The organism is Bacillus sp. EB600, assembly GCF_024494385.1.
Lineage (GTDB): Bacteria > Bacillota > Bacilli > Bacillales > Cytobacillaceae > JAEVLT01.
In genome coordinates, this window is sequence record NZ_JAEVLT010000036.1 from 34,075 (window position 1) to 46,509 (window position 12,435).

The following is a 12,435-nucleotide window of genomic DNA, read 5'->3' on the forward strand; positions in this document are numbered from 1 at the left end:
TATTTCTCCTCACATAAATTATTTATTAAACTTTATTTTTTAAGTATTAGGATTCTTTTTGTTATCTTCTGCTGGAGAAGCGGGTATTGTTTCAAAAGGAATCTGAACAGCCTTTAAAATGCTGTCTAATTTCTTATCTAACTTACCAAGACTAGTTTTCAGTTTATTCATCTCAGCAGAAGAGGAATTTCCTAATAATTCATCCTCAATTTTTTGGTCGAGGTTCTCTACTTTTTCTTCTAAATTAATTATTAATGAAGCTACATTAGATATTTCATCACGTGTAGGCAAATTAACTTGTTTTAAGTAGTTATCAGTTGTTTTTTGAACGAATTGCTGATACTGCAAATAAGCATTTTGGACTTGTCCCAACCATTCAGAAAAAGCTTCCTTCTGCATGGTCTCATGGATAGCTTCATTCCATTTTGCTTCTGTTTTATCATACATGCCTTTCCAGACTGCAAATGGATCTAGATACTTTTGTTCAGTCACCCTTATCCAACTCCTTATTGTTTCTATTTGAATTTTAATAATTCTCACATTACTTAGAATAAAGTATTTCGACATTATTTCAACATAAAAAAACCGTTAAATTTCACACAATTCCATCAATTAACGACAAAAGGAAGGTTGAAATTTGTCGAATTCTCCTTATTCTGTCTTTTTATGAAGATATTTGCATGGTTGACATATAATGCACCTAGGTGTAAATTACACATATAAGTTGGATTATTTTGTTGAAGGTGATAGAAAAAGACTTGAAATTTCATTCTTTACTGTCAATTCTTTTTACCACCCGATTTCCTTCCCTATAAGGAAGATAGAAAAAAGAAAATTAGAAAACTAGCATCATACCATTTTTAATAAAATTTATACTTTAATGTATAAATTTTTATCAAAAGGTCATATTTTGACCTTAATAAATTAAACTAAATTTTTTGGAGGGTTTTAAAATGGCATTGAAAAAAGATGAAAAAGGATTAAATGTAGATGAAAAAGGACTAAATGTAATTGATGTTTTTTGGGATGGTTGGTTTAACAGCTTTAAAACATTTAACTCGCTGCAAAGCGGTGCTGAACAGAGATCATTGCAAGCTTTTGAAAGTCAAAAAGAATGGATTCAATCAACTCGTGATCAACTTTCACAACTGGAAGAAGAATCAAAAAAATTGACAACAGAATGGAAATCGAACTTACAGGAAGTATTCAATAAAGCTCAAGTAGATTTTGGTACTCAAAATTTAGCTGAATGGGCAGATAAGTTTGAAGAATTTGGACACAAAGCTGAAACCCTAGCATTTAGCCCAAGCAAAGCAACAATTGAATTGCTTTCAAAATCACACGCTCAATTAGAAACAGCTTTAAAGAAAGCAATTGAGCAACAACAAAAAAATCGTGCTGAAGTTCTAAATGCAATCGGTGGATATGTTGATCAATTGAAACAAACTCAATCTGGAGTATTAAAAACTTTTGAACTATATAATCCTCTTATTGCAAAATAAGCCGTTAAAAAAGAAAGCAAAGAGAACTTTCTTGCCAAAGCTGAAAAGAATAAACTTTTTTACGGCTGGACTTCCCTGATTTTGGGAAGTCCTTTTCATATATATTTTAATAATTTGACATAAAAATTTTTAGAATCAACGATTTAGAGCCTTGTTGAAGCTTGTGAAGGAGCCTGCTTTTGCCTTTTTATGAAGTTATTTGCATAGTTGACATTTAGTGCACCTAAGTGTAAATTACATATATGAGTTAAATTATTTTTGTTGAAGGTGATAGAATTGGACTCAAAAAGTAAGCAAGCAAAGGAAGATAAAGACGGAAAAAAGAATATTGTTGGGGCACCAAAAAACTTTGTCCTTCCAGTACTCCTTTTATTATTAAAGGATTGGAACGCACATGGTTATGAGCTCATGCAAAAACTTACTCAATTTGGCTTTCATACCCTTGATCATGGTAATTTTTATCGGATACTTCGTCAACTTGAAAAAGATGAACTAGTCACTTCTGTATGGGATACATCATCAGGCGGTCCGGCTAAACGTATTTATTCCATTACTTCAGCAGGTGAGGAATATTTAGAAATATGGGCTGATTCAATGGGGCAATACCAAAAAATGATTGGTCAATTTTTCGATATGTACAGCCAATTTTTTGTACCTCCAGGTTTTTTATCCAAAAAGGAAGACTAACATAACCAAATAAACCAACATCTTAGATAAGTCACCAAAATATTTTTGTGAAATTTATACGATTAAGTATAAATTTTTATAAAAAGGTCTGTTTTGACCTTAATAAATTAAATTGAATTTTTTGGAGGGTTATAAAATGGCATTGAAAAAAGATGAAAAAGGACTTAATGTAATCGATGTTTTTTGGGATGGTTGGTTTAACAGCTTTAAAACATTTACTTCGCTTCAAAATGGAGCAGAACAGAAATCATTGCAGGTGTTTGAAACCCAAAAAGAATGGATTCAAGCCACCCGTGATCAGTTATCAAAGCTAGAAGAAGAATCGAAAAAATTGACATCAGAATGGAAAGAGAACATACAGGAAGTTTTAAATAAAGCTCAAGTTGATTTTGGAGCTCAAAATCTAACTGAATGGACAGATAAGTTTGAAGAAATTGGCCAAAAAGCCGAGGCAGCAGTATTTAATCCAAGCAAAGCAACTTTCGATTTGCTATCAAAATCACAAGCACAGTTAGAAACAGCTTTAAAGACAGCTATTGATCAACAACAAAAAAATCGTGCCGAAGTTCTTAACGCAATTGGTGGTTATGTTAATCAACTAAAACAAACTCAATCTGGAGTATTAAAAACCTTTGAACTCTATAACCCATTAATTGCAAAATAAGCTGATAAAACGGCTGACAAAGCAAGAAATTCTCCAATAACATACGGAAAAAAATAATTATATTTTGAAAAGAGGACTTCCCTACAAACGGAGAAGTTCTTTTTTCGTTACAGAACAATTCTATTGCGCCTATGTCTCTTTCAAGATGATCTCGCCCTTTATCGCGAAGTTTTTTATTTGTTTTTTAGAAAATTTCTAAATTAATTAAAAAACTGTGGTAAAATTTTATTAGAAAAAAGATTTTAAAAAAATGCAAAAAATCAATCAAAGTGTATGCAGAATTCTTTTCTTCTAACAATAAGTGGAGTAGATTAATTCATAAGAAGTCTAACTCTAAAGTTGGAGAATGGAAGCTTTAATCACCTAGGAGGTAAAAATGATGAAAGATCTTCAAATTGAAACAGTTATCAGCCAAAATAGAAAACCAAAACCTGATCCGGATCATCTTGTGTTTGGACATACTTTTACCGATCACATGTTTATGATGGACTATACGGAAGGAGAGGGATGGCATCACCCTCGGATTGTACCATATCAACCGCTAACATTAGAGCCTTCCTGTATGATTTTCCATTATGGTCAATCGGTGTTTGAAGGATTAAAAGCGTATGTAACAAAAGATGGAGGGGTTTTATTATTTAGACCAGACCAAAACTTTAAAAGGATGAATCAGTCAAATGACCGATTATGTATCCCGGAAATTGACGAAGATTTTGCGTTGGAGGCATTAAAACAACTTATTAAATTGGACAAAGACTGGATCCCGTCAGCGCCTGGAACATCTCTCTATATTCGTCCATTTATTATATCGACTGAACCATATTTAGGGGTGGCCGCTTCGAGCCGTTACTTATTTATGATCATTTTATCCCCTGTTGGTTCCTACTATAAAGAAGGGATAAATCCTGTTAAAATTGCGGTTGAAAAGCAGTATAAACGTGCGGTAGTTGGCGGGACAGGTGCAGCAAAAACAGGCGGAAACTATGCAAGCAGCTTAAAGGCCCAAGAAGAATCAAGTAAAGTAGGCTACTCCCAGGTTCTATGGCTAGACGGAAGAGAAAATAAGTACATAGAAGAAGTCGGAAGTATGAATATTTTCTTTAAAGTTAACGGCGAAGTCATAACACCTGCATTAAATGGCAGTATTTTACCGGGGATCACGCGAGATTCGATTATTCAATTACTAAAGCATTGGAATGTTCCTGTTGTCGAAAGAAGAATTTCAATGGACGAAATCGCTCAAGCATATAAGGACGGCTTATTGGAAGAAGCTTTCGGGACAGGAACAGCAGCTGTTATTTCCCCAATTGGCGAATTCTTATGGGAAAATGAAAAGCTTGTTATCAATAATGGTGAAATTGGAAAGATGTCGAAGGAATTGTATGATACTTTAACTGGAATCCAAAATGGTACCCAACCGGATCCATTTGGATGGGGCATTAAGTTATAATGAAGGAATGAATTAAAATAAGGATCACAAGCGTCTATCGTGATGGTGGGCGCTTGTTATCTGTCAACAAGGCTAAAGTTCTAGCAAGGTGAGTGGAAAGACGTACTTGTAATCGTGTTATAATCAAATAATATGAATGTTAGGTTATCGCGAGAGGATGTGGAAGGATGACCAATCATGTGCCGCTATTAAGTAAAAGAATAATTCAGTATATTCCTCCAAGGGGAGTTTTCGAATTATTTCGTGATGATGAACACTACAAACAAATGGTAAAGGAATGGGGCTTATCTGCTGCAAAGGAAGCAAAAAAGGAATTTTGGTATAAAGAGAAGGATACTCAACAGCTTGTTACAATCAAAGGGTATGAAATATACGGTACATCAGCCGAATTTAATACTGTAGTCATTGAATTTGATGATGGAAAGCTAACCTGCATTCACCCTGCTTATTTAAAAGAAATGCAGCAAGCAAGCTTTGGAAAAGAAAGTATGTGGCAGGAAGTGAAGGAAGGAAGTCATGCAGAGCAAAACGTAGGGAACACGACAACTGATTCTGTACAGGAGATACCTGCTGAGCCAATTAAAGATAAACCCAAAAAAGCTGATGCAAAAAAACAAAAAAAGAAAAACCAGCTACAATCGAGCTTCCCATTGAGAAAGTTCATTTTACGGCAAGTGTGAAACAATTTGCGATGACGTACAACCCTTTTACAGAGGAAAATGACGAAGTGGTGATTTTAGAAAACGTACAAATTCATGACGAACCTCTGATTACCATTGAATATGCTTGGTGCAGTCACAGCAAAACACTTAAGAAATGGGAATTAGTTGAGGGGGATTCACTTGAATTCGATGGTAAAATAACCGCAAAGAAATTACCAAAAGGAAAAGAAGTTCCTAATGAATATAGTCTGGACGTAACGGTACAATATAAAATTAATAATCCTTCAAAAATTGGCAAGCTCCTATGAAATTTGAATTTAATCGTTTGGAAGAACGATTGATTTAAAATTAAAAAAGCATCCAGTCCATAAAAGTGGACTGGATTTTTGCTTTTGGAAAAAATATGTATGTATAAAATGAAATAATGGAATAATACTAAGAAGATGAAGAAAAAGGAGCGAGTTGAATGCAGATTGAAGAAGGTACCAAATATCAAATATCTCAAAATATAAAAGGCTTTTTTAATTCAGCAGAAACGTTGACCGTCATTCGTGATAACGGGGTGACGATCCAATTTACGCTTGCAGATAGCAAAGGTCATGGTGCAATGCCCGTTCAACATTTAAATTACTTATTAAAAAGGTCCGAATTAACCCAAATTCCTAATAAAAGAGCATTTTTAAATACAGAAAATAATGAGGAACAAATCGGATAGGTATAGCGTGTAATGGAGTCAGTTCCAATAAAATCTCTACTAATACCTAGATCTGGCCTTAAATATTTAGATTTGAATCTAAATTTATTATTTACCTCAAACAAAAAAGGAATAGGCACCATCCCACGTGAATGGATGGTGCCTATTAAAATTAAATGAAAATACAAGTTTCTAGTCTTCGTTATGAGCATCGCTTAACAATTTAGATATCTCATATGTGAGACCAATATAGTTAACGAATGCGTATTTATTTTCTACTACTTCTTTATTTTTTACGTCTGTTTCCCTATCTAGTAAAAGAACGTTTGTCATTTTTACCTACTCCTTTTAGTGTGTTTTTGTATAAGTGACTTTTAAACCATTTATAGCAAATCTAAAGAAGTGTGCTACAATTTCTACCATTTATTTCTATAGTTTTTATTATACGCTTTTTGTAGAAAAAAGTCGAAAATAGAATGTGATAAAATTGTGAATTATTGTTTGTAAAATTCCTTACCTGATTAAATAAAAAAAGCTGTTAATTCACCTCTTACGGATGAATTAACAGCCCTTTTTTGTATAACAAGTATATACTTAGTTAGCTTCTGCTACTTGTTGTTTTGAATGATCCTCAGAGCTTTTCAAAACGGCTGAAAGAGTCTCGGTTATGCTATGTGAACCAGAAGCATCTAGCCCAGCCTCCCACAGCATCATCCCTCCAAAACCATTGTCCAGCGCAAGCTTTGTTTTCCTTTCAATCGTTGGTTCACCATTGTAATAATAGGTTGTCCCGTTCAAGCTAACACTGTCATGCTCCGCATTGACCGGATTGTCCTTGATAATTGCAGCATAGGACATCTGTTTAATGGCAGGGTTTTCTGGCTGTGCGTAAGAAGGTACGCCCAACACAAGTTTCTCTTTAGAAAGGTTGTTTTTATCAAAAAGATCTGCCCAATAGTTTACTATTTTTTCAGCAAATGAGTATGGGGACAAATTGGCGGCATTGTACGTGCCGTCCCATTGACCATCATAGGCCATAATATTGACGTGATCTACATATTGAAACATAGACGGATCATAGACCACATAATTGGACTCAGTCCCTGTATTACTATTTATTTTAGCATTGACAGCAATGGATAGTTCTTTATGTTTATCGTGGAGCCTTTCGCTCAACTCTCTTGTAAATGCAGACAAATTCAGTGCATCCTCCTGTGAATGGGGATGTTCAAAATCAATATCAATACCATCGAGTTGTTCACGATCAGCAATACTCTCAAGCTCACTGACAAGCTTTGATCTTGATGAAGGTTCAGTAATGGCCGGCTTAAAATACTTGTACGATTCTCCGCCCTGGATATTATACCATCCGCCGACAGCAAGCATGATCTTAGTGTTATGTTGATGTGCTTTTTTAACCGTTGCACGGAGGTTGTCCATCGCCATTTTCCCATTAAGTAATAGACCGCCATCCTTAGTGGGATGCGCAAAGGAAAAATTAACGTATGTCAGCTTAGAAAAATCGACTACATCAGGGTTTCGAAAATCCTGTACATAACCGATTAGTACTTTTGCCTGCTCAGCTTTTAAGTTTGGTTTTGCTTTTAAGCCGGGTGTCGTTTCTGATTTAGGCAACTTTCCAAATTTTCTTTCGTTTGGAGAAGTGGATGGGGTCTTTGAAGTGTTAGAAGTGGTGAAAAAGACCCCTGCAAAAACTCCTCCAGTGAAGGTAATGACCAATATCAATGCAAGAAGAAGATAACGTGTTTTCATCGGTAATATCTCCTCCCAATATTTCTTCCTTTTAAAATTGTATCAAAAAAAGAAGAAGCAGGGGATGGTAATATCAACCTGTCATATTTGAACTTAAATAATTATATTTTCATAAAGTTTGGACTTGCAGATTTTAATCTATTTATTGCATCTATATATGCATTAGCACTCGCGACGATAATATCGACATTAATGGCTCTGCCTTTCACCATGGATTCATTATTTCTTACTTTAACAAATACTTCCCCAATTGAATCTTTTCCCTTTGAAATTGAATTGATTTTATAATCAATTAACTCTACATCAAGGCTAAGGGCAGAATCAATTCCTTTATAGATCGCATCAATTGGCCCGTTTCCTTCACCAACTCCTTCAATGGTAGATTGGTCACTGCCAACAATGTGGACAAAGGCACGGTATTGATTTTCGCCAAGAATTTGGAGACTCAAATCTTTAAATGTATAGGAAGCAATTGTACCCTTGTTTGGCTGTGTTTCTAACAAGGCGATAATATCTTCATCAAAAATTTCTTTCTTTCGATCAGTTAGATCTTTAAAATTTTTAAAGATTTCCTTTAGCTGCTCATCAGTTACAACATATCCTAGTTCTTCATATCTCTTCTTTAGAGCATTTCTGCCAGAGAGTTTACCTAAGACCAACTTTGTCTCAGTAAAACCAACGCTTTCAGGCTTCAAAATTTCGTAAGTAGATTTATCTTTGATTACTCCATCCTGATGAATCCCAGAAGAGTGGGCAAATGCGTTACCGCCAATAACTGCTTTGTTAGGAGGGATGGCTATCCCAGTAAGTCTGCTGACAAGTTTGCTTGTTTTAGCAATTTCCTTTAAATTAATCCCTGTTTCTTTTTGATAATGGCCCTTCCGTGTTTCTAATAAGGCTGCAACTTCTTCAAGTGCCACGTTGCCGGCTCTTTCACCGATGCCGTTAACACAGCCTTCAACCTGTAAGGCTCCAGCCTGGATTGCTGCAATACTATTGCTAAGAGCCATACCAAGGTCATCATGGCAGTGGCAGCTCAGGCGGACCTTCTCAACGCCTTTCGTATTTTCCATGACATATTTAAATAAATTGGAATATTCTTCAGGCGTTGTATATCCGACTGTATCTGGAAGGTTTAATACAGTTGCTCCAGCTTCAATTACTTTTTCACAGATTTCACTTATAAATTCCAATTCGGTACGAGTAGCATCCTCACAGGAGAATTCGATATGTTTAAAATGTTTCGCAGCATATGATACACTCTCTACCGCACTAGCAATAACCTGTTCTTTTGTCATCCCTAATTTTCGTTCCCGGTGAATAGGGGAAGTAGCGATAAAAATATGAATACCTGTATTTTCAATATCTCCAATGGCTTGAATCACAGCGTCAATATCTGCCTTGTTTGCTCGTGCAAGGCTTAAAACCACTGGCTTCGATACTGCTTGTGCCACTTCTCTGACAGCTTGTGCATCACCAGGTGAGGCTGCCGCAAAGCCAGCTTCAATAACATCTATGCCTAGACTCTCTAATCTTAATGCAATCTCAACCTTTTCATCTTGATTTAAATTTACACCAGGTGTTTGCTCACCATCTCTTAATGTCGTATCAAAAAAATAAACTCTATTTTCCATCGAAAAAACCTCCTTAAAATATAAAAAGACCCTTACTAGACCAGAGGGGCGATTATTCTCGCGGTACCACCCTCTATTACTGTTTCCTCACGGATAACAGCCTCGGCAAGTAAAGGCATTTACTTTACAAAATTAACGGTTTGCAATCCGTTCTTCCTACTATTATTTCAGAAGAATGTCTCCAAGGCGAGACAGATTAATTTTTCTACCTGTTTCCACCAACCACAGGCTCTCTGAAAGAAAAGTTTAATCTTATTCCTTTTCACTGACAATTATTAATATTCGGATTTGGTTAATCAATATACTACTACTCGAGGGATATAAATTCAATCTTTTTTTATTATTTTTGTTAATTTAAATTTTAACCTTAAAAAAAACATACCATTTCTTCACATATGGTATGTTTTTTTAAGGATCTAACTTAGAAATAAACAATAAAATTAGTTATGTGGAATCACAACCCATGCGTCAGGCAAGTAGCGCATGCCAACATCGGTATTTGTTGCTGGTTTCAAGAGCAGTTGCCTATCTTTAATCATCGTAGTCGAACCGCCGCCATCCATTGCAATAGCATTTGTCACATCATATTTTTGAAAAAGATGGACCATATCAGACATTGAGGCTCCACGGTGCGTTTTATCCCAATAAAAACGACCGTCTGTAATAATCATCACGACTCTTCCATTAACTGTTTGTCCAATTGCTGTCCGCGGTGCCCATCCCCATGCACCATCCACTGAAGGAGTTACCCGATTTTTTCCATTGACGATAAGCTGGGGACCAAAACTTATTGCCTCTTTAACGCCCATCTTTAATAATTCATTAGCTGAATAACTCCCAGTGACAAATCGGCCGTCTTTAAGAAATGCTCCAACAAGAGCATTGGCCGTATAACTTCCTCCCGGAGTTGACAAGACTTTCCCATTACTTATAATAAGCCCAAGCATTTGACCACCGGAACCATTACCATGAGGGTCGTTGAAACCACCGCCATTAATCCCGGCGATTCCATGGTTGTTTTTTATTAATTCCGAAAGTGCCTGTCCTTTACTAGTATACTTGGTAGCAACGACATGAACAGTAGTCGGGTCAGGAATAACCAAAATTTTTGCCGTATAATTGGCTGTAGTAACTGTATCAACAATGATTGAATCAGAAAAGGACTTTAACCCGGCTGCTTCTGCTGTATTTTCACGTTTTATTTTCTCCTGGTTAATATTTGTTTGTTCTGAAGAGGGGTTATTAAACGCAGAATACAGTTGGTCGAACTCTGACTTTGAAAGTAAAAAACGCATATATTTTACATATTGTGGATGCTGGCTTGAGAGAACCGAGCCCACTAGTAATCTTCGAAATTGCAGTCCCTGATTGGTGCCATATAACCAACCTCCTCCGATTAAGAGGATGATCAGTAAACTGATCCAAAAGACCCTCCAAAAACGTCCGCGTTTTGGTTTTGGCCTCGAGCGAGGGCCATATGCGGTATTGTCCGTAATAGAATCCATAATTAAGCTCCTTTAAGTTCATAGAGATAAGAAACAACTTTATCATACAATTATCCTAGTTAACTTCCAAGTTAAATTTTCATTAAAAATGGGAAAATAGTAATATAAATATATTAAAATAGTTTTTTGGATAACGATATAGTGAACGTAGTCCAGATTTATTATAAAAGAAATAACTATTATGAATAATATTAGTTAAGATATGGAAAACTACTTAAGATTTCTTTCTATACAGAGAGGAGTATTAATTTGAGAAATTTTCGATTTCCCATCAGTGATCAATTTAGCGCTGCTAATATCGCTAAAGACCTTCAAGTTCAACTAGAAATAAATCGTTTTAGTCATGTGAACGTCGTAGCAGCAGACAACCGTAATGAGGTCATTGTGCAGGTTCCTGAAGCCAATGAAGGATTAGAGGAAGCAGTAGAAAGTTTTATGAAAAGCTATCAAACAGGTGTGATTCTTGAATAGAACACAAATCCGGCTATCATACTTAGAGTCGATGGAGAGGGGGTGACTATATTGGATAAAGATTTAGCAGGACAAGAAAATAACGAAATAAGAGGGACTTTGTCAAATAAACAAGCTAAAGAAAATATTGAGATTAGCTCAACTGGCTATGGATATGAATCTGTAGAAGAAGAATCGAAACAAAAACAATCGGCTTTAGGAATAAATGGTTCAAAATAAAATAGAATACCCGCAGAAAGGATACTGCGGGTTTTAACGGTTAATTATTTGAATATACTTCATACCACTTCAAGATCACAATCTATTCGACAAATCCAATAAAAGTTTGGATATTTCTTCGAATTTTTCCATTCTTGAGTTAATTTCTCTTGCTTTTTCTAACTGACTAATAACTGTGTTATTAATAGATGTAATCTCCTCAGTTATTTTCTGTAAATCTTTTTGTAAGTCACTTAATGTTTTTTTAATTTCGATACTAGCGTCATTACTTTCCCCCGATAATTTTCTTATTTCATCTGCAACAACTCCAAAGCCTCTCCCAGCTTCACCAATTCTTGCAGCCTCAATGGCAGCATTCAAGCCAATTAACTTCGTTTGAGATGATATTGATTTAATCGATTCCAGTATTTGATTTGTCTTTTTAAATTTGTTGTTAATTTCAGCAGTTTTTTTCTGTAAAATTTCACTATCATTATTTAGTTGGGAGGCTGTTTTAATAAACTGGTCAATAATATTCCCAACTTCATCACTGGATTCTAATAGTACCTCAGCACTGTTATTTAGACCCAGCCATGTATCAATATTTTTTGCTATCCCAACGGAGCCGATTACATTTCTACGTTCGTCTAAAATCGGAAACCCATATATTCTGACTGGGATTCCATATAAGGAAGCATCCATATTTTTAGCAGCATGTTTCTTCGTTTTCATTGCCTCTGCCATCGCCGATTTGGGATTAACTGGATCACCTGGAGAAATATTTAATTTTACAGTATTCCCGTCTTTTTGAATGATAAACTTTTCTCTATCTGTAACGGCAAAGCCCAGGTCAACCTGGATTATATCAGCAATCCATGGGGTAATAGTAATTAATGCTTCCATTAACTCTTTACCAGTTGCTTTGGTTTCCATCAAATGCTCCTTTCTATATGTACGAATTTAATTGGGTCGATAAAGCAGCGAGCGCTTCTATATTTAATTATACAAAAGATTAATAAAAGTACGTTTACTATCTTTGAAACATAGGTGACAATCGTTTGAAAATGAAGTTAGATATCGGACTGATACTACAATATCAGAAGATACTGTCTCTCTCTAATTCAAAAAATAGTGTTTTACTCATCAATAATCTGCGATATAATAGTAAGAAATTTCATACTAATTATATTACTTT

At 35.4% G+C, this 12,435-nt stretch carries 14 protein-coding genes and 1 other annotated feature; of the genes, 9 read left to right on the forward strand and 5 right to left on the reverse strand.

Annotated elements, in window-relative coordinates:
• Nucleotides 1-39: 39 nt before the first annotated feature.
• Nucleotides 40-492 (reverse strand): poly(R)-hydroxyalkanoic acid synthase subunit PhaE, encoded by a 453-nt coding sequence (locus tag JN080_RS23315; RefSeq protein ID WP_256238379.1) that lies wholly within the window; start codon nucleotides 490-492, stop codon nucleotides 40-42.
• Nucleotides 493-953: 461 nt separating this feature from the next.
• Here JN080_RS23315 and JN080_RS23320 point away from each other — a divergent pair, with 461 nt between their 5' ends.
• The 7 genes from JN080_RS23320 to JN080_RS23350 all read left to right on the forward strand — a co-directional run bounded on the left by JN080_RS23320 (nucleotide 954) and on the right by JN080_RS23350 (nucleotide 5,680).
• Nucleotides 954-1,502, forward strand: a complete 549-nt coding sequence (locus JN080_RS23320) for a hypothetical protein (RefSeq protein ID WP_256238380.1) — start codon at nucleotides 954-956, stop codon at nucleotides 1,500-1,502.
• 267 nt (nucleotides 1,503-1,769) lie between these two features.
• Complete coding sequence (gene phaQ / locus JN080_RS23325; protein ID WP_375141742.1) at nucleotides 1,770-2,189, forward strand: poly-beta-hydroxybutyrate-responsive repressor; 420 nt, start codon at nucleotides 1,770-1,772, stop codon at nucleotides 2,187-2,189.
• Nucleotides 2,190-2,325: 136 nt separating this feature from the next.
• Nucleotides 2,326-2,853, forward strand: a complete 528-nt coding sequence (locus tag JN080_RS23330; RefSeq protein WP_256238382.1) for a hypothetical protein — start codon at nucleotides 2,326-2,328, stop codon at nucleotides 2,851-2,853.
• A gap of 379 nt (nucleotides 2,854-3,232) precedes the next feature.
• Complete coding sequence (locus JN080_RS23335) at nucleotides 3,233-4,303, forward strand: branched-chain amino acid aminotransferase (protein WP_256238383.1); 1,071 nt, start codon at nucleotides 3,233-3,235, stop codon at nucleotides 4,301-4,303.
• 167 nt (nucleotides 4,304-4,470) lie between these two features.
• Nucleotides 4,471-4,983 (forward strand): hypothetical protein, encoded by a 513-nt coding sequence (locus JN080_RS23340; RefSeq protein WP_256238384.1) that lies wholly within the window; start codon nucleotides 4,471-4,473, stop codon nucleotides 4,981-4,983.
• A 47-nt stretch (nucleotides 4,984-5,030) separates the two neighbouring features.
• On the forward strand, nucleotides 5,031-5,273 hold the full coding sequence (locus JN080_RS23345) for a hypothetical protein (RefSeq protein WP_256238385.1): 243 nt from the start codon (nucleotides 5,031-5,033) through the stop codon (nucleotides 5,271-5,273).
• Between the two features lie 158 nt (nucleotides 5,274-5,431).
• Nucleotides 5,432-5,680: a hypothetical protein gene (locus JN080_RS23350; protein WP_256238386.1), complete on the forward strand. Its 249-nt coding sequence runs from the start codon at nucleotides 5,432-5,434 to the stop codon at nucleotides 5,678-5,680.
• Between the two features lie 573 nt (nucleotides 5,681-6,253).
• Here JN080_RS23350 and JN080_RS23355 read toward each other — a convergent pair.
• From JN080_RS23355 to JN080_RS23365, 3 genes are all read right to left on the reverse strand, one after another.
• Nucleotides 6,254-7,432: a glycosyl hydrolase family 18 protein gene (locus tag JN080_RS23355; RefSeq protein ID WP_256238387.1), complete on the reverse strand. Its 1,179-nt coding sequence runs from the start codon at nucleotides 7,430-7,432 to the stop codon at nucleotides 6,254-6,256.
• 101 nt (nucleotides 7,433-7,533) lie between these two features.
• Nucleotides 7,534-9,066, reverse strand: coding sequence for a 2-isopropylmalate synthase (locus JN080_RS23360; protein ID WP_256238388.1), 1,533 nt, complete (start codon nucleotides 9,064-9,066; stop codon nucleotides 7,534-7,536).
• A gap of 41 nt (nucleotides 9,067-9,107) precedes the next feature.
• Nucleotides 9,108-9,341 (reverse strand) — a binding site (T-box leader).
• A gap of 165 nt (nucleotides 9,342-9,506) precedes the next feature.
• Nucleotides 9,507-10,571, reverse strand: a complete 1,065-nt coding sequence (locus tag JN080_RS23365) for a phosphodiester glycosidase family protein (RefSeq protein WP_256238389.1) — start codon at nucleotides 10,569-10,571, stop codon at nucleotides 9,507-9,509.
• 249 nt (nucleotides 10,572-10,820) lie between these two features.
• Here JN080_RS23365 and JN080_RS23370 point away from each other — a divergent pair, with 249 nt between their 5' ends.
• Nucleotides 10,821-11,042: a hypothetical protein gene (locus JN080_RS23370; RefSeq protein WP_256238391.1), complete on the forward strand. Its 222-nt coding sequence runs from the start codon at nucleotides 10,821-10,823 to the stop codon at nucleotides 11,040-11,042.
• Nucleotides 11,043-11,093: 51 nt separating this feature from the next.
• On the forward strand, nucleotides 11,094-11,261 hold the full coding sequence (locus JN080_RS23375; protein WP_256238392.1) for a hypothetical protein: 168 nt from the start codon (nucleotides 11,094-11,096) through the stop codon (nucleotides 11,259-11,261).
• Between the two features lie 75 nt (nucleotides 11,262-11,336).
• On the opposite strand, the gene JN080_RS23380 is transcribed toward JN080_RS23375, so the two are convergent.
• Nucleotides 11,337-12,173: a methyl-accepting chemotaxis protein gene (locus JN080_RS23380; protein WP_305474855.1), complete on the reverse strand. Its 837-nt coding sequence runs from the start codon at nucleotides 12,171-12,173 to the stop codon at nucleotides 11,337-11,339.
• Between the last annotated feature and the right edge of the window lie 262 nt (nucleotides 12,174-12,435).

Excerpts from the sequence above, each read along its gene's own strand:
- JN080_RS23360 (WP_256238388.1), bottom strand. The coding sequence starts at position 9,066 with ATGGAAAATAGAGTTTATTTTTTTGATACGACATTAAGAGATGGTGAG.
- JN080_RS23355 (WP_256238387.1), bottom strand. The coding sequence starts at position 7,432 with ATGAAAACACGTTATCTTCTTCTTGCATTGATATTGGTCATTACCTTC.
- JN080_RS23350 (WP_256238386.1), top strand. The coding sequence starts at position 5,432 with ATGCAGATTGAAGAAGGTACCAAATATCAAATATCTCAAAATATAAAA.
- JN080_RS23330 (WP_256238382.1), top strand. The coding sequence starts at position 2,326 with ATGGCATTGAAAAAAGATGAAAAAGGACTTAATGTAATCGATGTTTTT.
- JN080_RS23335 (WP_256238383.1), top strand. The coding sequence starts at position 3,233 with ATGAAAGATCTTCAAATTGAAACAGTTATCAGCCAAAATAGAAAACCA.
- JN080_RS23340 (WP_256238384.1), top strand. The coding sequence starts at position 4,471 with ATGACCAATCATGTGCCGCTATTAAGTAAAAGAATAATTCAGTATATT.
- JN080_RS23365 (WP_256238389.1), bottom strand. The coding sequence starts at position 10,571 with ATGGATTCTATTACGGACAATACCGCATATGGCCCTCGCTCGAGGCCA.
- JN080_RS23380 (WP_305474855.1), bottom strand. The coding sequence starts at position 12,173 with ATGGAAACCAAAGCAACTGGTAAAGAGTTAATGGAAGCATTAATTACT.
- JN080_RS23320 (WP_256238380.1), top strand. The coding sequence starts at position 954 with ATGGCATTGAAAAAAGATGAAAAAGGATTAAATGTAGATGAAAAAGGA.